General features: G+C 51.0%; 15 protein-coding genes. 3 read left to right on the top strand and 12 right to left on the bottom strand.

Annotation, left to right across the window (positions count from 1 at the left end; genetic code table 11):
* Window position 1 precedes the first annotated feature (1 nt).
* On the top strand, window positions 2–964 hold the full coding sequence (locus tag FYJ51_RS00190; protein WP_154501989.1) for a peptidylprolyl isomerase: 963 nt from the start codon (window positions 2–4) through the stop codon (window positions 962–964).
* A 79-nt stretch (window positions 965–1043) separates the two neighbouring features.
* A complete protein-coding gene (locus tag FYJ51_RS00185; protein ID WP_105303598.1) occupies window positions 1044–1439 on the top strand; it encodes an HIT family protein in 396 nt (131 codons plus the stop codon).
* Between the two features lie 13 nt (window positions 1440–1452).
* On the opposite strand, the gene FYJ51_RS00180 is transcribed toward FYJ51_RS00185, so the two are convergent.
* From FYJ51_RS00180 to FYJ51_RS00145, 8 genes are all read right to left on the bottom strand, one after another.
* Window positions 1453–2199, bottom strand: coding sequence for a type 1 glutamine amidotransferase (locus tag FYJ51_RS00180; protein WP_154501986.1), 747 nt, complete (start codon window positions 2197–2199; stop codon window positions 1453–1455).
* Complete coding sequence (locus FYJ51_RS00175; protein WP_105303596.1) at window positions 2189–3514, bottom strand: Mur ligase family protein; 1326 nt, start codon at window positions 3512–3514, stop codon at window positions 2189–2191. Before FYJ51_RS00175 ends, FYJ51_RS00180 begins: the two co-directional genes overlap by 11 nt.
* Window positions 3515–3517: 3 nt before the next feature.
* Complete coding sequence (locus FYJ51_RS00170; protein WP_154501983.1) at window positions 3518–4459, bottom strand: 3'-5' exoribonuclease YhaM family protein; 942 nt, start codon at window positions 4457–4459, stop codon at window positions 3518–3520.
* Between the two features lie 3 nt (window positions 4460–4462).
* Entirely contained in the window at window positions 4463–6451 is a 1989-nt protein-coding gene (locus tag FYJ51_RS00165) for a glycosyltransferase (RefSeq protein ID WP_154501980.1), read from the bottom strand.
* 90 nt (window positions 6452–6541) lie between these two features.
* Window positions 6542–7519, bottom strand: coding sequence for a lysylphosphatidylglycerol synthase transmembrane domain-containing protein (locus tag FYJ51_RS00160; protein WP_154501977.1), 978 nt, complete (start codon window positions 7517–7519; stop codon window positions 6542–6544).
* 16 nt (window positions 7520–7535) lie between these two features.
* Window positions 7536–8573, bottom strand: coding sequence for a glycosyltransferase family 4 protein (locus FYJ51_RS00155; RefSeq protein WP_105303592.1), 1038 nt, complete (start codon window positions 8571–8573; stop codon window positions 7536–7538).
* 174 nt (window positions 8574–8747) lie between these two features.
* Entirely contained in the window at window positions 8748–12299 is a 3552-nt protein-coding gene (gene nifJ / locus FYJ51_RS00150; RefSeq protein ID WP_154501974.1) for a pyruvate:ferredoxin (flavodoxin) oxidoreductase, read from the bottom strand.
* Between the two features lie 167 nt (window positions 12300–12466).
* Complete coding sequence (locus FYJ51_RS00145; RefSeq protein ID WP_105303590.1) at window positions 12467–12682, bottom strand: YneF family protein; 216 nt, start codon at window positions 12680–12682, stop codon at window positions 12467–12469.
* A gap of 109 nt (window positions 12683–12791) precedes the next feature.
* On the opposite strand from FYJ51_RS00145, the gene FYJ51_RS00140 reads away from it, so the two are divergent.
* Window positions 12792–14123 carry a D-alanyl-D-alanine carboxypeptidase family protein gene (locus tag FYJ51_RS00140; protein ID WP_205946078.1) on the top strand — a complete coding sequence of 444 codons (1332 nt, stop codon included), beginning with the start codon at window positions 12792–12794 and terminating at the stop codon, window positions 14121–14123.
* A 55-nt stretch (window positions 14124–14178) separates the two neighbouring features.
* Here FYJ51_RS00140 and FYJ51_RS00135 read toward each other — a convergent pair whose 3' ends face one another.
* From FYJ51_RS00135 to aspS, 4 genes are all read right to left on the bottom strand, one after another.
* Entirely contained in the window at window positions 14179–15114 is a 936-nt protein-coding gene (locus FYJ51_RS00135) for a DUF4097 family beta strand repeat-containing protein (RefSeq protein ID WP_205946077.1), read from the bottom strand.
* Window positions 15115–15136: 22 nt separating this feature from the next.
* Window positions 15137–15478 (bottom strand): PadR family transcriptional regulator, encoded by a 342-nt coding sequence (locus FYJ51_RS00130; RefSeq protein WP_105303587.1) that lies wholly within the window; start codon window positions 15476–15478, stop codon window positions 15137–15139.
* Window positions 15478–15618, bottom strand: a complete 141-nt coding sequence (locus FYJ51_RS00125) for a hypothetical protein (protein WP_154501967.1) — start codon at window positions 15616–15618, stop codon at window positions 15478–15480. The genes FYJ51_RS00130 and FYJ51_RS00125 overlap by 1 nt, the downstream gene beginning before the upstream one ends.
* A gap of 733 nt (window positions 15619–16351) precedes the next feature.
* Entirely contained in the window at window positions 16352–18103 is a 1752-nt protein-coding gene (gene aspS / locus FYJ51_RS00120) for an aspartate--tRNA ligase (protein ID WP_154501965.1), read from the bottom strand.
* Window positions 18104–18107: the final 4 nt, after the last annotated feature.

Here is an 18107-nt window from a genome sequence, read left to right as displayed (position 1 = left end):
TATGAAGAAACTTACAGCAATTCTCGCGTCCGGATTCATGCTGGTATCGCTCACCGGATGCTCTGATGCAAAAGCAAAGCTCAAGGACAGCAGTGATGTCGTCATGACCATCGGCAATACCAAAGTCACTAAVGGTCAGATCTATGAGACAATGTTCAATTCCGCTGCTGAATCCACTGCGATCAATGATGCCAAGAATGCCATTGCCGCACAGGAAATCGAGATTACGGATGACATGCGTTCCTCGGCCAAGAGCACGCTCTCCTATTACACCTCAATGTATGGCTCCACCTTCACTTCCTACCTGGAAAGCTCCGGCATGACGGAAGATGATTATGTCAACGATGTTCTGATTCCTGCACAGCAGGCTGATGAGCTTCTGAACAAGTACATCGAGGAGAACTTCGACAGCCTCTGCGATTACTACAATCCGATTCAGGCTACGGTCCTCTCCTTCACTACGGAAGATGATGCCAATGCGGCACTGTCTGAACTGAAGGATGGCACCTCCACTGCTGCTGAAGCAGCTTCCAGCAACAACAGCTCTTCTTCCGGAAAACCGGAAATCATCACGATTAACACCACTTCCTATGATTCCACTGTCCTCTCAGTTCTGCGCAGTGCTTCTCCGGATGACGGCTGGACGATGCTGCCGGGAAGCAGTGAAGACACCTACTACGTTGTCCGCGTTGAATCCAATACCCCGGAAGACTACAAAGATGATGTGATCAGCACCCTGTCTGGCATCACTGCTGTCCAGGATGACTCGAATACCTACTGGTTCCGCAAGTACAACTTCCATGTCTATGACATCGATCTGTACAATGCGATTGAATCCGCTGACAGCAAGTATCTGGTTCAGGCAATGGCTGATCCGACTCCTACCCCAGCAGCTGCATCTGAAGCAGCAACCGCTGAGGCTACTGCTGAAGCATCTGCTTCTGCAAGCGCTGAAGCTAACTAATTTAATTCAGCAAACGCCCTTCCGGCTGGCCGGAAGGGCTTCTTTCTTCTATAATACAGTGGAGGAGGCAAATCTATCTATGTGCGTATTCTGCGATATCATCGATCACAAAATTCCATCCAAGGTAGTCTATGAAGATGAGAATGTTCTGGCTATCCTGGATATCTCCCAGCTGACCTACGGCCATACGATTGTCATGCCGAAGAAACATGTCCGCAACTTCGTCGAAGCAGACGAAGAAACCATCGAACAGGTCATGCATGTCGTGCACATGCTGGCAGGTCAGATCATGAAGAACACCGGTGCGGGAGGAGTCAACGTCATCACGAACTGCGGCGCCGCAGCCGGTCAGAGTGTCGATCATCTGCACTTCCACATCATCCCCCGCTATGGCAAAGATGACGGCTTCGGTTTCAGGGAAACTCCGACCAAGCAGGATCTGGACGAAGTGCTGGCAAAAGTCACGGCAAAATAAAAGGCTGAACGAATCAGCCTTTTGTTTCGTCATGTACATGCAGACGTTTCAGCATGACTTCTCTTGCCTTATTTTCCAGCGTATCATCAAGCGGTTCCAGCGTGACTTCGCCGAACCGCTTTTTCAATGCACGCCTCGTCACAAGATCGGCGATCTTCGGATTCTTCGGCAGCAGTGGTCCATGCATGTAAGTAGCCAGAACCTGGTCATTCACAAAACCCTCATTGCGGCCGTCAAATGTATTGCCATGGCCGCTCAGCACTTTGGCCAATGGCGTTGCGACATTCCTCGTCTGGCCGCCATGGTTCTCGAAGCCGACTGCCTCAAACGTATCGCCATCCATATGTGCTTCTACCGCAATATTGCCGATGCAGCGATGATCGCGATCTGAAGCTTCCGTATAATAATCAAACAGATTCAGACCAGGGACCTGATTCCCATCCTGATCGCGGTAATACTTTCCGAACAGCTGATAGCCGCCGCAGATCAGTAAGAACGCAGTTCCCTGGGCCATCGCTTCTTCAATCAGAGGCTTCCGGGTCAGAAGATCCTGGTAGATCATCTCCTGCTCCCGGTCTGCTCCTCCGCCTAAGAAGAACAGATCATAATTCCTCGGATCCCGTTCCTCGCCGATGCCGCAGGTATCGACGATACACGGAATCTTCCGTTCGGCGCATCTAGTCTTCAGGACCTGGATATTTCCCTTGTCGCCATAGAGATCCATCAGGTCATGATACATCCACAGTATCTTAAGATCCATGATGTTTCGCAGCCTCCCGTTTCAAGATTGCCCTGGTCGGATGCAGAGCTGTATACGTGGAGATCACATAGCTCTGAAGATTCTGCTCATCCAGCCAGCGGATTGCCTCTGTGCTGTCCTCGATGACGCGGATGCGCGACATCGGAATATCCTCATACTTCAATCTCAGTGCCATATCATAGGCCCTCAATCCCGAGCAGACGATGGTTCTGATCAGCGGATCCCCGAGCCGCTCGAAATGGGCATCCCAGATCCAGGAGATGTCATGTCCATCCTGATCATTGTCATTCAGGAAAATACAGAGATTCTTTTCTCCAGGCTGGGCGCAGATGAATTTCATAACTTCATTGGCCCCCGTCGGATTCTTGACCAGGTTGATCGTGCATGGCTGGCTGAGCTCGAATACCTCATTGCGGCCTTCTTTGAGCTGATAGGTCGCAAATACCTGATTCGCCGCAGAAGGATCCAGCTTCAGCGTCTTCATGAGACAGAGCACTGAAGCACAGTTATATACGGCATAGATCGTATTCAGGAACGAATGATAAACCGTTCCATCGGCCGTGAATGTGCCATGATCATAATCTACTTCTGTTACCTGAAGATCCGGTCGGATATTGCCGAAGCCATCATACGGACAATGGAACCGTCCAATATGAGAATACTGATAATAGTCATAGATCAGCGGTCTGCCGCATCGCGGGCAGAACTTGCCCTCACTTGCTTCATCGCTGACATTGCGGCTGATCATATTCTCGCCGACCGAGAAGTAATGAATCCTGGCTTTCTTCGCGTTCTCCCCGATCCTGAGAACATTGGGATCATCCCCGTTCAGAATCAGATCGCCCTCAAAGTTCTCGGTGACTTTCATGATCTTGCGTATGATGGTCTCCATCTCACCAGCCCGATCAAGCTGATCGCGGAAGAAGTTCGTCACGACAAGAGCCGTCGGATGCAGGTTTGCAAACTGGCGGTACAGGGTCAGTTCATCAACTTCGATGACCGCTGCATCTGCCTGCACATGAAAATGCGAATCGCTGCTGCTAGCTAAAAGCGTGGCGATTCCGACATTCAGATTGTCGCCGCGATGGTTGTTCACGACCTTCAATCCCGAAGCCCTCAAGCTTTCCGCAATGAGATTTGAAGTCGTTGTCTTGCCATTGGTTCCCGTGACCAGGACAACGATCGGCGGCATGCGGAATTTTTCCAGAAAGTGCGGATCCAGTTTCAGCGCAAGCGAGCCGGGAAGCGATCCTCCCCTTCCTGTCTTCGAGAGAACCGCATGCATTGCCTGAACGATGCCTAAACGGATATCCATACGCTACTTCTCCAGTTTCGAACGATAGAACTGCCGGTTCTCCAGCGCAAACAGCCGCTGGCTCCACTGCCCGGGCTTTACCGTGGAAAGTGTCTGGTTCAGCGTATTCATCCGAGCATCCATATTATCAATTAACGAAAGTGCCTCCGCCTCCGGAACCTCCGGAAGCACAGGGGAACCGAATTCCTGCTTGCCATGATGGCTCAGGATCATATGCCTTAACAGCAATGCTTCTTCCGTGTGCTCAAGTCCTTTCTGCTCGGCAACCTCCATCAGCCAGCCATGGCCGATCGAGATATGTCCGGTCAGTCTTCCTTCTTCGGTATACTCTGAAGAAATCACGCCGCCAAGCTCTGCCGTCTTGCCAAGATCATGCACGAGAACTCCGGAAATCAGAAGATCCCGGTTCAGAAACGGATACAGCCCGGCCACATCCTCGGCCAGCGCCGCCATGCCAAGTGTATGCTCTGCCAGCCCCCCGAGATAGTTATGATGAATTCTCGAAGCCGCCGGATAATCATAGAACTTCTTTCCGACCTTGTCATACATGCCCTGCACCAGCGTTTTCAGATTCGCATTGGAAATCGAGCAGATATAGCCATTGATCTTCTGTTTCTGCTCTTCTCTGCTCATGCGCGAAGACATCACATACTCGCTGAGATCCACTGCATCCTGATCGAGATCCCTGATCCGGTTGACCCGTAACTGCAGGTTGTTATTGTACTCCAGCACCTCAAAGCTCAGCTCTGCCACATGGCCGGCAACCGCATTCTGCATGTCTTCCGGCTTGGCATCCCAGAGCTTTCCGTCTATGATGCCGGTATTGTCCTGAAGGGCCAGATTCAGATAAGGAGCCCCTTTCTGCGTGACTCCCTTCACGCAGCTCTTGATCAGAAGAGGCTGCGTCAGCCGGTCCTTTTCCCGAAACTCTCTGACTTTCGTCATCTCTTATTTCCACTCCATTTCATCCAGTATTGCGTAGATATCTTCCGCCTGATAACCCTGGGCCACACAATAGCGGAACACATGATTCCTTAACTGCGTGGAGTCATACTTCTTCTCATAACGCTTTCTGGCCTTCTGGGCACAGCGGCGCAGATTTTCCAGCTCATTATGCTCATCCTCCGTGAAATCCATCTCCCGGATCACGGAATCTGAAATCTCTGAACTGAAACCCCTCTGCATCATCTTCGACTTCAGCTTCTTCTGCTTCATCAGCACACTGTCATCATGAATCGAATTCGAAGCCTTCTCCGCATACTCTCTCGCATGTTCCAGTTCATCGGCAGGCCGTTCCGCAAGCTTCTGCTGAATCATCTCTGCCGGTATGCCGCGCTTGCGCAGTTCGCGCAGAATGCGCTCTTCGCCTAGAAGCGCTACCTTCATGCGGCTGATGTTCTCTTCGCAGTACCGCTCATCGTTCAGGTAGCCCTTCTGCTCCAGGCGGTCGACGATGCGGTTGATTGCCTCAATGCTGCAATCCGTATTCTGGGTCAGCCAGTCATAGATTTCCTTGCGGGTGCGATCTTTGGCAAGGATCCGCTTCAGGCAGCCTTCATAGGCCAGGACTGCCGACTCATTGTTCCGGATCTCTTCAATCTTGTGGCTGGAAAGCTTTCCGCCTTTGCGGATGCCTTCATTGTAATAGTCATCCAGAGTCATGGAAAGACGGATATCCTCGCTGCCGCCCTGCATATCAGAAAGGAACAGCTGAACGATATCATCCTTGACTCTGACGTCTTCGACAATGAGCATATGCTCATAGGAATCAATCGCATCATGGTAGACCTGCAGCACCTTCTCATAGAACGTTTCGCTGCTGTATGGCTTCACCTGATTCAGTGCCGCTGCACTCATCTCCTTCAGAGCCTCATCAGAGGTATTGAGGAAGATCTCGAGATGATCAGCAAGACTATGCGCATCGCTGAAATACCAGCCGGTCTTCCCATCGAGCAGCAGCTCTTCAAGTACGACATCTTTTCTTGCAAAGAGCGGCAGACCGCTGGCCATCGCTTCAATGAACGTCATGCCCTGTGTCTCGGACAGAGAGGCGGACACAAACGCATCGGCAGACCGATAGTAATCCGCAACCTCTGAGGAAGGAACTGCACCGGCAAAGATGATGCGGTCAGACAGACCGAGCGATTCGACTTTCTGCTTTTCCTTCTCGGCATCCGGGCCGCTTCCGACAATCAGGAAATAGATATGATCCCCGCGCTGATCTGCCTCGGCAAATCCGTCGATGACCATATCCAGCGATTTCTCTTCGGCAATGCGGCCGACATATACAACCAGCTTCGCATCCAGCGGAATACCGAACTTCGTGCGGATTTCCGTCCGCTTTTCCGGATTCTTTCCTGGCGCAAACTGATCCAGTTCCAGACCGGTAGGAACAATGTGAATGTCAGAACGGACATGATACTTTTCCAGCAGCTCCTTCGTCTTCATCGAAGGCGCAATGACCTCAACCGAGCTGTCTCCGTAAAGACGGGACAGATAGGCAACCGCTTTCTTGGCTTCCTGATCAAACCGCTCAGAATTGAACAGGTTGGCATAGTGCGTATAGTCTTCGTACGTCGTATGGTACGTGCTGACCAGCGGAATCGAAAGATTCTTTGCGCAGATCCGGGCAAAGATGCCGACTCCGAATTCGGTCTGAGCATGGATCACATCAAGATTCAGCTTGCGGATCTCATTGAGGGCATTGATATGGAACGGACTCGTCATCACATAGCCATAGAGCTGCTTGAGCTCAATGCCTGCTAAACGAAGAACCGTATGGTCTTCATTCCATTCTGCCCAGCCTCTTCCGGCTCTTGGCGCAACGACATAGACCTCATGGCCATGTTTCTTCAGTTCATTGCGCAGGATGGAGGTGCTGTTAGCAACACCATTGATATCAGGCGGGAAAGTGTCTGAAAATAATCCGATTCTCATTTGATTCTCCTTTACTCTATCCGTTCCTGCATCGTCGGAACGTCTTTCTGATTCCTGGCGATCAGGAAGACAATGCCCCCGAGAGCCATATCAAAATAATACGTCATGAAACGCCAGATCAGCATCACCGCACTGACATGATTTCTTCCGAAAATCGTTGAGAACATCAGCACGAATACGGCTTCGCTTCCCCCCGCTTGCCCCAGGCAGCGGCACAAACGAAGTGACCATCGAAACAAACGAAGACAATGCCAGGACATCGAGAAGCGCGGAGATGTCCACCGGCATGTGCAGCGCTTTGGCACAGAAATACGGAATCGCATAGTACAGCATCAGCCGCAGCAGATGCGTGCTGACAACCTGCGGAATCTTTTCCTTATGATGGCGCAGAATATCAACTTCCCTGCCGAACCGGTCCAGCTGCTTGTTCAGGCTGTCGATTGCCTTGTCCTTGTCCTTGATCAGATGAAGCTTGCTGCCGATCATGACGCCAGTCGTGCATACCCAGGTATAGAACTTCGGAAATCTGCCCATAGCCCATAGTCCAACGATGACTGCCGAATTCACGATGAAGCCGAGAATGACAATCAGGAAGAACTGGGAATAAGTCGTATAGAAGTGATGGAACCGCAGCAGGATCAATAGAAACACCGATCCGACCATCGTGCTCTGGTACAGGATGAAATTCATCCACAGTACTCCCGCAGCGCTGCTGGCCGGAATTCCCTGCTTGCGGAAGATATATACCTGGGCAAACTGTCCGCCCGTAGCACTCGGAGTGATCTCATTGAAGAAGCCTCCGGTAAAGGCATTGACCACGCCCTGCAGCCAGGTATACTGCGGAAAGCTCAGGTTGCATTCCCATTTGATGGCAAGCCCGTTCAGAAGACGGATTCCGATCACCATTGCGGCAACCAGAATCAGCCACCCGCGGTCCGCATTCTTCAGCATCTGCAGCACTTCTGCAGAATTGTTCTGCAGGGTCAGATACAGCACCAGGACGGCAAGGCCCACAATCAGGAGGGAATTGAACCAGTAGCTCGAAAATAATTTCTTGAGACGCTTCATAGAAAGAATCCGCTGCTCAGCCAAGCAGAGCAGGATCTTCCGGATCGAACTGACCGCTCAGCACGGTTTCATAGACATGTTTCAGCTGCTGGCCGATGCGGTCAATCGAACGGGTCTTCGCAACTTCATAGCCGGCATCGCATGTATCCGGAATCTGATGTTCCACGCACTGGCGGATCAGATGGATGAATTCGCTGTTGGAGGTTCCCTTATAGCAGTTCACGCCGCTCTTGAGCCATGGATCAAATGCGCCGATATCACGCACGATGACCTGCTGGCGGCTGGCAAGTGCTTCTAGAACCACAATTCCTTCCGTTTCTTCATAAGACGGGAAGAAGAAACAATCCGCCGCAAGATAGGCTCCCTGGATGATCGGTCCTTTGACATAGCCCGGGAACAGGCAGTTGATCGGATGATTCTCAACGACTTCATTGATTTTTGCAGGGACAGCCAGCGGATTGATTTCACCGAACCAGATGAACTTATATTCCGGCATCCGCTTGGCAATCTCGACGAAGTCCAGAATGCCTTTGCGTTCAAATGGCAGACCAACCGAGAGGATCACTTTATCCCCTTCCTTCAGGCTGAAGTACTGGCGATAAGCCTTGACCTTCTCTTCATCCGGCTGGAACTGATCCAGCTCAATGCCGTTGCTGACCGGATAGATGGGAAGCTTGATGCCATAGTTCATCAATAGCTTTCTGGAATACGGAGTCGGTGTGATGATCGCATCCGCCTGCGTATACAGAGAGACAAGACGATTCTTGAACACCGGTGCCATCAGATTCGACAGCACGAAACTGTTGCGGAAGTCTTCCTCCGTGGAATGCGCATGGTAGATCACCTTCTTGCCGAGCTTTCTTGCATGGCTGATGATCGCATTGGAATTGACTCCGTAGGTATTGATATGAAGAATGTCGTAATCCTCATCCCACGGATCTGTCGTATATTCGATTCCAGCCGAAGTCAGAGCTTCTTTCTGATGCTCAAAAGCCCTTCCGATTCCGGAAGTCTGAATCAGACTTTCACTTTCAAAATACAGGAGAATTTTCATAAAACATTCTTTCCTCGTGAACATGTCTATTGTACTCCGTAGTATCTGCAAAAAGATAGTCAAGGATCATTCCCGGAATCTGTAATCTTTCTTAAGAATTGCTGAATTCCTGCTTTTCAGGCATAAAAAAAGACACCTCCCATTTCTGAGAGATGTCTCTTCGTGATTCAGGAATTACTGTTCGTTCTGCAGCTTGACCTTGCTGACAAGCTTGTTGTAACGGACCTGTGCATCGGAGAGTGTCTTTGCGAACATCTTCTCTGCAACTTCCTCGCCTCTGACTTTCGGCAGATTGAAGTAACGAGCCTCATTCATCAGGAAGGCATTGAACTTCGTCCAGTCAGGCTCCTTGGAGTCGATGGTCAGCGGCTTCTCGAGACGCGGATCATAACGGTACAGAACCGTGTAGCCGCACTCTACTGCTGCCTTCTGGACAAGCGGAGCCTTGATCAGGCCGCCCTTGATACCATGCTCTGCGCAAGGGCTGTAAGCGATGATGATGGACGGACCATTGTAGCTCTCAGCTTCCTTGAATGCACGGATGGTCTGAGTCTGATTTGCACCCATGGATACGGAAGCAACATAGCAGGTACCATATTCCATGAAGATCTGGCCCATGTCCTTCTTAGCAGTCGGCTTGCCGCCAGCAGCGAACTTCGCGATTGCAGAAGCCTGGGAGGACTTGGAAGCCTGTCCGCCAGTGTTGGAATAGGTCTCGGTATCGAGAACGAGAACGTTGACGTTCAGGTTGTTAGCCATGATGTGATCGAGTCCGCCGTAGCCGATATCATAGGACCAGCCATCGCCGCCGATGATCCAAACGGACTTGCCGACGAGATCGCGTTCCATATCGAGCAGTTCCTTGACTGCTTCGTTGGAGCTTGCCTTGAGGTCAGCAACGAGCTTGTCCTTGACAGCTCTCTGCTTCTCACGGTCATCGTTCGCATCGATATAAGTCTGGAAGTCTGCCTTAAGTTCCGGTTCAACCTTATCGAGGTTCTCTTCCATGATCTTCAGGATACGAGCTTCCTTGTAAGTCTGTGCAACAGCCATACCGAAGCCGTATTCAGCGTTGTCTTCGAACAGGGAGTTTGCCCAGGTGACACCCTCGCCATTCTCATCCGTAGCAAACGGAGTAGAAGGAATAGCGGAGCAGTAGATCATCGAGCATCCGGTAGCGTTAGCAACCATCATGTCCTTGCCGAACAGCTGGGTAGCAAGACGATAGTACGGAGCTTCGCCGCAGCCCGGGCAGCAGCCGGAGACTTCGAAGTACGGACGCATCAGAGATATGCCAGCTTCGGTAGCAGGGTTGCCATACTGAGGCTTGTAAGAAGTCTTCTTGTAGAGGTAATCAGCAACCGGCTCTTCGTTGCGCTGGGTGTTGACATCCATAGCAGAGAGTGCCTTGGTCGGGCAGACGGTAATGCAGACGCCGCAGCCTACGCAGTTCATCGGGCTGATCTGGATACGGAACTTCAAGCCGGCATCCTTAGCTCCCTTGTACATCGGGGAAGCATCCTTGACGGACCACTCAGCACCATTTTCCTTAGCGATCTCAGCAGCCTTAGCCTCTTCTTCCGGAGTCAGCAGGAAGGAACGGATCGTAGCATGCGGGCATGCAAATCCGCACTTGCCGCACTCGATGCACTTAGCAGAATCCCATGCCGGAACCAGAGCAGCAATGTCTCTCTTCTCGCGGAATGCGATGTTCTCAGGAATCGATCCATCGATGACATCTTCCTTCATGAATTCGGATACCGGCATATCTTCACCTTCGAGGGCGTTGATGCGCTGGACGAAATCATCATAGTGGCGATCGCCTGTGGTCGTGTACAGCGGAGCGCTGCAGTCGAGATCAGCCCATTCCGGCTTCACATCGACCTTGACCAGTCCGGAGCCGCCCATCTCAATTGCGGAGATGTTGGCATTGACGACATCCTCACCCTTGCGAGCATAGGTGTGTCTAGCACTGTCCTTCATGAGCTCGAGGGACTTGCTGTACGGCATGATCTGCTCGTTGAGCTTGAAGAATGCGGACTGCAGGATCGTATTGGTATGACGGCCCATATGGCACTCGATCGCCAGACGGGTAGCGTTGATGATGTAGAAGTTTGCATGCTTCTTAGCAAGACCTGCGAGCATGCGGTTCGGCATCTTGGAAGCAATCTCGTCTGCAGAGAAGGTTGTGTTCAGAAGGAACGTGCCGCCTTCCTTCAGCTGACGGACCATGTCGAACTTGTAGCAGTAGCTGTCCAGCGAGCAGGAGATGAAGTCTGCCTGATCGATGTAGTACGGAGAATGGATCGGGGACTTGCCGAAACGCAGATGCGAACGGGTAACGCCGCCGGCCTTCTTGGAGTCGTACTGGAAATAAGCCTGGGAATACAGATCCGTGTTGTTGCCGATGATCTTGACGGTGGACTTGTTCGCGCCGACAGTTCCATCAGAACCAAGACCGAAGAACAGGCAGGAAGTATAATCGGACTTCACCTTCAGCGGAACCGGATCCAGAGACAGATGCGTCACATCATCGTTGATGGACAGCGTGAACTCTTCCTTCGGATTTTCCTTCTTGAGTTCTTCATAAACTGCATTGATGTCAGACGGGTTGGTATCCTTGGAGGACAGTCCGTAGCGGCCGCCGATGATGGTCAGGCCTTCATGATGCTTGAGGGCATCGCAGACATCCAGATACAGCGGCTCTCTGGAGCCGATTTCCTTGGAACGATCCAGAACAGCAATCTTCTTGACCGTCTTCGGGAGAACTGCTTCGAGATACTTGACGGAGAACGGACGATACAGATAAACCTTGATCAGACCTACCTTCTCGCCTTCTGCAGTCAGCGTATTGATCGTCTCGGTGATGGTATCCGTAACGGAACCCATAGCGACGATGACACGCTCAGCATCCGGAGCACCGACATAGGTGAACGGTGCATAGTTGCGGCCAGTGTGCTCGGAAACAGCCTTCATGTACTTAGCAGCGATATCAGCAACTGCTGCATAGTGCTCATTCTGAGCTTCACGAGCCTGGAAGAAGACGTCATCGTTCTCGTTGCCGCCGCGGACAATCGGATTGGTATGCGGGTTCATCGCATGCGCACGGAATGCCTCGAGCTTATCAACCGGCAGCAGAGACTTCAGATAGTCATAGTCCATGACTTCGATCTTGTCGATTTCGTGAGAAGTACGGAAACCGTCGAAGAAGTGCATGACCGGTACAGAACCGTCAATGGCAATCAGGTGAGCAACGCCAGCCAGGTCCATGCAGTCCTGAACGGAGTGAGAGCACATCATGACAACGCCAGTCTGACGGCATGCATAGACGTCCTGGTGATCGCCGAAGATGGAAAGTGTATGAGTTGCTAATGTACGAGCTGCGACGTGAAGAACGATCGGCAGCATTTCTCCGGACCACTTGTAGAGGTTCGGGATCATCAGCAGAAGTCCCTGGGATGCAGTGAACGTTGCCGCAAGTGCACCGCCCTGAGCAGCTCCGTGAACGGCACCAGCAGCGCCGCCTTCTGCCTGCATTTCAACCACCTTAACCTTATCGCCGAAGATGTTGGTGCGGCCTGCTGTAGCCCATGCATCAACGTTCTCAGCCATCGGTGAAGACGGTGTGATCGGATAGATTCCTGCTACTTCAGTAAACGCATAAGCACTATGCGCAGTAGCGGTATTTCCATCCATTGCTTGGAAAACCTTTTTCTCTGAACTCATATGTCCTCCTGTTATGTTACGGGTTCATTATATGACAAATTTTTATGAAATATGAACTTGTTTTCTGCGGGATTTCCCGCATGAATCCATGAAATATGCAATTCTGTATATTATTTCAGCAATTTCTGAAAAAATGAAAAAGCCTTCCGGAAGGCTTTCTCCTGTTGTTATTTCTGCTGCATCGAGCGCATGACCGCTTTGATCTGCGCTTCGCTAGGCTTTCTGCCCATCTGCATGAACATTGCCCGGATCATCTTCTCCGTAACCGGAGGATTCTCCTTCAGCTGCTTCTCGAAATTCTTTCTTGTGAAATAGAAGCTGATCAGCGCGCCGACGGCGCCGCCTAATACAAACCACAAAAGGGAAGACCAGAATACTGACATAACCTCACTCCTCTATCTGCCTTGAAACATGCTTTTATTCTATCTTGAAACATTCCCCTTTTCAATCCTGCGTTGCCTATCAGGTGTCTTCGGTTCTAGAATAAAAGTCATGAAATTACTGCGATTAGCCTGCTGTCTCGTGCTGCTGTCGGCCAGCACATCTGTTCCTGTCTCTGCCGAAGAATCTGCATCTCCTCCTGAAACTTCCATCACGGATTACGAAGAAACCAATGCGCCTTCCATCACCAGCACGTACTGCTATCTCATGGATGCCGATACGAACCAGGTGCTGCTGGACCGCAATGGCGAAGAGCGGATGGAACCTGCTTCGATGACGAAGATGATGACTGCTATCCTGACAATTGAGCATCTCGATCTCAATCAGGAAGTCACGATCACCGATGCGATGTGGGATGGCCTCATTGAGGCCAATGCCAGCGTCGCCGGCTTCTGGCCAGGCAATACGGTAACGGTGAAAGACCTGCTGTATGGAATTCTCTTGCCCAGCGGTGCCGATGCCGTGCAGGCAGCTGCGATCACGGTCAGCGGCAGTGTCTCCTCCTTCATCGATCTCATGAATGAGAAAGCTGCAGAACTCGGCATGAATGATACGCACTTTGCCAATGCGACCGGTCTTCATGACAGCGATCATTACAGTACCGCCCATGATATGGCCATCCTGCTGCAGTACTGCATTCAGAACGATACGTTCTGTCAGATTCTCTTAACCCCTTCCTATACGACCGGACCGATTGATGCGTCCGGCACGACGGTAACGCTCTCCTCCTCTGTCTGGTCCATGGTCAACAATGGCGAGAACAGCTATTCCATCGATGGCTTCCTCGGCGGGAAGACCGGCTATACGACAGAAGCCGGCAGATGTCTCGCCAGTCATGCCGAAGTCAATGGGATGCATCTGATCCTGGTCACCGGACAGAGCGAAGGAACCGGCCATGTCGCCGATGCGGCCACGCTTTATAACTGGTATGCCCAGAACTACAGCCGCAGAACCATCTTAGAAGCCGGCCAGTCCATCGCCTCGATCCCGGTCGTCTATTCCCTGCCGGAGGCAACCTTAGAAACTTCCGCAGCAGATACCGTGACCATGGATCTTCCGTCAGATGCAGAAGTCTCCATTGTCTCAGATCTTCCGGAAACGATCGAAGCACCCATCAGCGTAGGTCAGCAGCTTGGTACCTATTCTGTGTCAGTGAATGATCAGATTCTCTATACTGCTTCAGCAGTTTCAGATCAGTCCGTATCCAGAAGCACGCTTGCCGTGATCCTGGCCAGGCTGGATGATCTCTGGACGAATCACCGTGTCTTCGCCATAGCCCTGATTGTTCTGATTCTTCTCTTGATCCGCATCATCCATGTGCAGATCCATAATGCGAGAGTCAGAAAAAAGCGCCGCAATCGGAAACATCGGCGCCACAGCTGAAGCAAGGAATCATGCATGCAGGGAGCAGCCATTCAGCTGCTCCCTTTCTCTGTCATCAGAATACCTGCAGATCTCCGCTGGTCGTCGTGACATCAATCCGGTTGGTTCCCTGGATCAGATGCGTGCGGATTTCCGCATCTCCGGACACCGATGTGAAGTTCACTTCTGCTCCGGAAATACGGGAAGTATCAATCTCATAATCACCGGAAGCAGATTTGATCCTGAGATCCTGAAAATCATTCTTCAGGTTCAGATGTCCATCGCCGCTTGCGGACGTGATCGATCCTTGTTCAAACCCGGGGAATGACAGATCGAGGTCACCTGAAGCAGTCCTGATCGCAAAGCGTTCTGCCTGAGCAAGTTCCCCGTTCAGATCCCCGGAGGCAGACGTAACAGACCATTCCTCTGCCATCGGCTTCTCAAAGTTCAGGTCGCCGGAAGCAGTATGAATCGTGACCTTCTGAAGTCCTTTCGGAAAACGCACGATCAGATCTTTATCGGAACCATCGGAGATGCTTAACCCGAAGAACCTGCTGATGCGGGTATGTTCCTGGATCGTCAGCTTATTCCCGGACACATGCTGGTCCATATTGCTGCCGCATTCCACTTCCAGCAGACCGCTGTCCGTTCCGACCAGAACAACATCAGTGCTGGTAACATTGATTTCCAGTTCCGTGATTTCTTTCGGATAGTTTTCCGTAGTTTCTGATTCATCTGATTCCTGCTGAGAGGCAGCCATCACCTGCAGGGAGTTCCGGAGATTCATCGGGCTTCTGCCCTCCTTTTTCCGGATTTCTTCAAGAATTCCGGAAAGATCTCCGATGGAATCGATCACGGTCATGAATGCTTCTGCCTCACTCTGCCCGCTTCCGATGCATTCCTGATACCGGTCCTCGCAATTGGCGAGCAGTTCTTCCTTAAGCTCTTCTACTTCCTTCGAAGAATCAAAGCTGGCAAATAATCCCTCAATATAAACTCTGAGACGATTCATATCATTGTCCTTTCTTTGTCGCTCACTTCTGATCATCCGAGCGGATCAGCTTTTCAATCAGGTTCTGGGCATCTTCCCATTCCTGAATTCCCTGTTCATACCTTGTTTTTCCTGAATCCGTGATCCGGTAATACCGTCTTCTTGCTCCGTTGTTTTCATCACCCCAGTAGGATTCAATCAGCCCATCCTGCTCGAGTCTGCGGAAGGCGGTATACAGGGTAGCTTCCTTCAGTTCATACTTTCCCTCTGACAGTTCCCGGATCTTCTTGTTGATTTCATAGCCATAGCTATCATGATCCTTCAGAAACCGGAGAATGATGAGATCAGTATTCCCACGGATCAGATCTGCAGCAATTCCAGCCATCAGCTTCTCCTTCCAGTATAATCAATCACGCCATGAACCTTTGCCAGGTTATTCTCCCATTCCGTTACCGGCACATGGTAGATGCGGATTTCTTTCTGGTCTTTCCGCAATGCTTTCTTCTCGGTTTCATTCTTCTTCATGGCCTTCACCTCACACCCATAATATATTCTTAGTCACCTCATCTGTCAATGTATCTTTATATAGAATATATTGTGCTTATCGTTGATACTTAAATGTCTATCAGAAATCGGTCTGCGGAGAATAGATGATCGTTCCGCAGATTGAAAAACTGCAGTCCTGAAGATTCAGAACTTGCAGAAATATGTTTCCGCAGAATGCTCTGAAGAAGATTATTTTTTTCTGAAGAGTCAGAATTTCTGCTCAGTCTTTCTGCAGAAATACTGCTATGTTTCCTACGTGACAATCAATGGAAAAGGCACAGCAGGCCCATGATCCGCCGCCGTTCTCAGAAGGCAGTGCACTACCAGCATCAGCTCTGAATCGTACTCAATCATGCACGCTGGGATCGTATTTCCAATCATATTATGCAGAATTCAGAACTATGCGGCGAAAGAAAAGCGGGCACCATACTGATGTCCGCTCATTTCTCAATATTACCGGAAGGTTGATATGTTCCCTCTTAAGTAGAGGTGGGTGTCCTTGGTCTTCCATCAGGATTCCCGGGCGCACCGGGCATTCACAACAGGCGTCGCCAGTCAGAACTCCCTTATATCAATGTGTTGGAAAAATATGTGTTCCCTCCGGCAATTAAACTATATCAGATCCCTGTTCTTCATGTATAGTCTTGACAACCGGCAATGATGTGAGAAGAGAGGTTCCTGATCCAGGTCTTCTGTAATAGTTTTCAGAAGATTACTGTTTCTTTGAAATCTCGATGCCGAGTACTTTCAGCTGATCGTCATCGACGACATTCGGAGATTCACTCATCAGATCCAGCGAGCTGTTGGTAGTCGGGAAGGCAACGACATCACGGATATTGTCCGTTCCGAGAATCACCATGCAGAGGCGTTCCAGACCGATTCCGACTCCTCCATGAGGCGGAGTGCCGAACTTGAAGGCATCCAGGAAGAAGCCGAACTTCTGCTTGGCCTGTTCCATCGTGAGGCCGATGGCTTCGAAGACCTTCTCCTGCAGTTCCTGATCGTGGATACGGATGGAACCCGAGAGCAGTTCATAGCCATTGAGCACGAGGTCATAGGCACGGGAGCTGACGTGTTCCGGATCCGTGAAGAGCTTGTCGATATCAGACTCTTTCGGAGCAGTGAACGGATGATGTGCCGCAACCCAGCGCTGATCGCTTTCAGACCATTCGAACATCGGAAATTCCGTAACCCACAGGAACTTGAAGACATTATTCTTCACGAGTCCGAGTTCATGGGCAAGCTTCACACGCAGTGCACCGAGAGAGGTTTCTGCAACCCGCGGCTTGTCCGCAACAACCAGGACGAGATCATTGTCCTTGAGGTCCAGTCTGGAAATCACTGCCTGCTTCTCTTCTTCGGAAAGCCCCTTGGCAATGGAACCGGAGAGCACTCCGTTCTCCATCTTCAGGTAAGCGAGCGCATGTGCCTTGAAGCCGGAACGGATGAATTCCTGCAGCTTATCAAGAGCTTTTCGGCTGTACTTGTCAGCTGCGTTTTCAAACTTGATCGCATCGATCTCACCGCCGTTGCTCAGGCAGTCCGCAAAGATATGGAACTGCGTGTCCTTGAACAGATCAGAGAGATCCTGGATCTCATTGCCGAAGCGCAGATCCGGCTTATCGGATCCGAAGCGCTTCATGCATTCATTCCAGGTGATGCGGATGAAGTGGTCTTCGAGTTTCACATGGCGGATATCGCGGAAGATTTCCTTCATCAGATGCTCGACAACTGCGAAGATGTCTTCTTCATCGATGAAACTCATCTCAATATCAATCTGAGTGAATTCCGGCTGACGATCTGCACGCAGATCCTCATCGCGGAAACAGCGAGCAATCTGGAAATACTTCTCCATGCCGCCGATCATCAGCAGCTGCTTGAAGATCTGCGGGGACTGCGGCAGCGCCCAGAAGCGTCCGTTGTAGATTCTGGAAGGAACGAGATAGTCTCTTGCCCCTTCTGGGGTCGAGCGAGCCAGGATCGGAGTTTCCACTTCGACGAAGCCTTCGGAATCCAGGACATTGCGGGCAATCATGCAGATGCGATGGCGCACCATCAGATTATGCTGAAGAGACGGTCTTCTGAGGTCCAGATACCGGTACTTCAGACGGACATCTTCCGAAGCGTCGGTGTCGTCGCTGATTGTGATCGGCGTCGTATTGGCGGTGTTGATGATCTTCACCTTCTCAGCATGGACTTCGATCTCGCCGGTTGCCATCTTCGGATTGGCATCTTTGCGCAGCTGTACGTTTCCCCATACCTGCAGGATGTATTCCGAGCGGACGTCTTTTACCTGCTCAGCCATCGTCTCATCAAAGACGATCTGGCAGATGCCAGAGCGGTCTCTGAGGTCCACGAAGACCAGGCTTCCGAGGTTTCTTCTCTTGCTGACCCAGCCGATCAGCGTGACAGATTTGCCGGCATCTTCTTTTCTGAGAGTGCCGTTTCCACATGTGCGTTCCATTCTG

Source organism: Stecheria intestinalis, assembly GCF_009696165.1.
Classification (GTDB): Bacteria; Bacillota_I; Bacilli_A; order Erysipelotrichales; family Erysipelotrichaceae; genus Bulleidia; species Bulleidia intestinalis.
The sequence above is the reverse complement of the archived record's forward strand: the minus strand, read 5'-3'. Positions and strand labels throughout refer to the sequence as shown.

Bases quoted from the DNA above. Each gene is read 5' to 3' on its own strand.
- FYJ51_RS00185 (WP_105303598.1), top strand. From the start codon at position 1,044: ATGTGCGTATTCTGCGATATCATCGATCACAAAATTCCATCCAAGGTA.
- FYJ51_RS00180 (WP_154501986.1), bottom strand. From the start codon at position 2,199: ATGGATCTTAAGATACTGTGGATGTATCATGACCTGATGGATCTCTAT.
- FYJ51_RS00175 (WP_105303596.1), bottom strand. From the start codon at position 3,514: ATGGATATCCGTTTAGGCATCGTTCAGGCAATGCATGCGGTTCTCTCG.
- FYJ51_RS00170 (WP_154501983.1), bottom strand. From the start codon at position 4,459: ATGACGAAAGTCAGAGAGTTTCGGGAAAAGGACCGGCTGACGCAGCCT.
- FYJ51_RS00165 (WP_154501980.1), bottom strand. From the start codon at position 6,451: ATGAGAATCGGATTATTTTCAGACACTTTCCCGCCTGATATCAATGGT.
- FYJ51_RS00160 (WP_154501977.1), bottom strand. From the start codon at position 7,519: ATGAAGCGTCTCAAGAAATTATTTTCGAGCTACTGGTTCAATTCCCTC.
- FYJ51_RS00155 (WP_105303592.1), bottom strand. From the start codon at position 8,573: ATGAAAATTCTCCTGTATTTTGAAAGTGAAAGTCTGATTCAGACTTCC.
- nifJ (WP_154501974.1), bottom strand. From the start codon at position 12,299: ATGAGTTCAGAGAAAAAGGTTTTCCAAGCAATGGATGGAAATACCGCT.
- FYJ51_RS00145 (WP_105303590.1), bottom strand. From the start codon at position 12,682: ATGTCAGTATTCTGGTCTTCCCTTTTGTGGTTTGTATTAGGCGGCGCC.
- FYJ51_RS00140 (WP_205946078.1), top strand. From the start codon at position 12,792: ATGAAATTACTGCGATTAGCCTGCTGTCTCGTGCTGCTGTCGGCCAGC.
- FYJ51_RS00135 (WP_205946077.1), bottom strand. From the start codon at position 15,114: ATGAATCGTCTCAGAGTTTATATTGAGGGATTATTTGCCAGCTTTGAT.
- FYJ51_RS00130 (WP_105303587.1), bottom strand. From the start codon at position 15,478: ATGGCTGGAATTGCTGCAGATCTGATCCGTGGGAATACTGATCTCATC.
- FYJ51_RS00125 (WP_154501967.1), bottom strand. From the start codon at position 15,618: ATGAAGAAGAATGAAACCGAGAAGAAAGCATTGCGGAAAGACCAGAAA.
- aspS (WP_154501965.1), bottom strand. From the start codon at position 18,103: ATGGAACGCACATGTGGAAACGGCACTCTCAGAAAAGAAGATGCCGGC.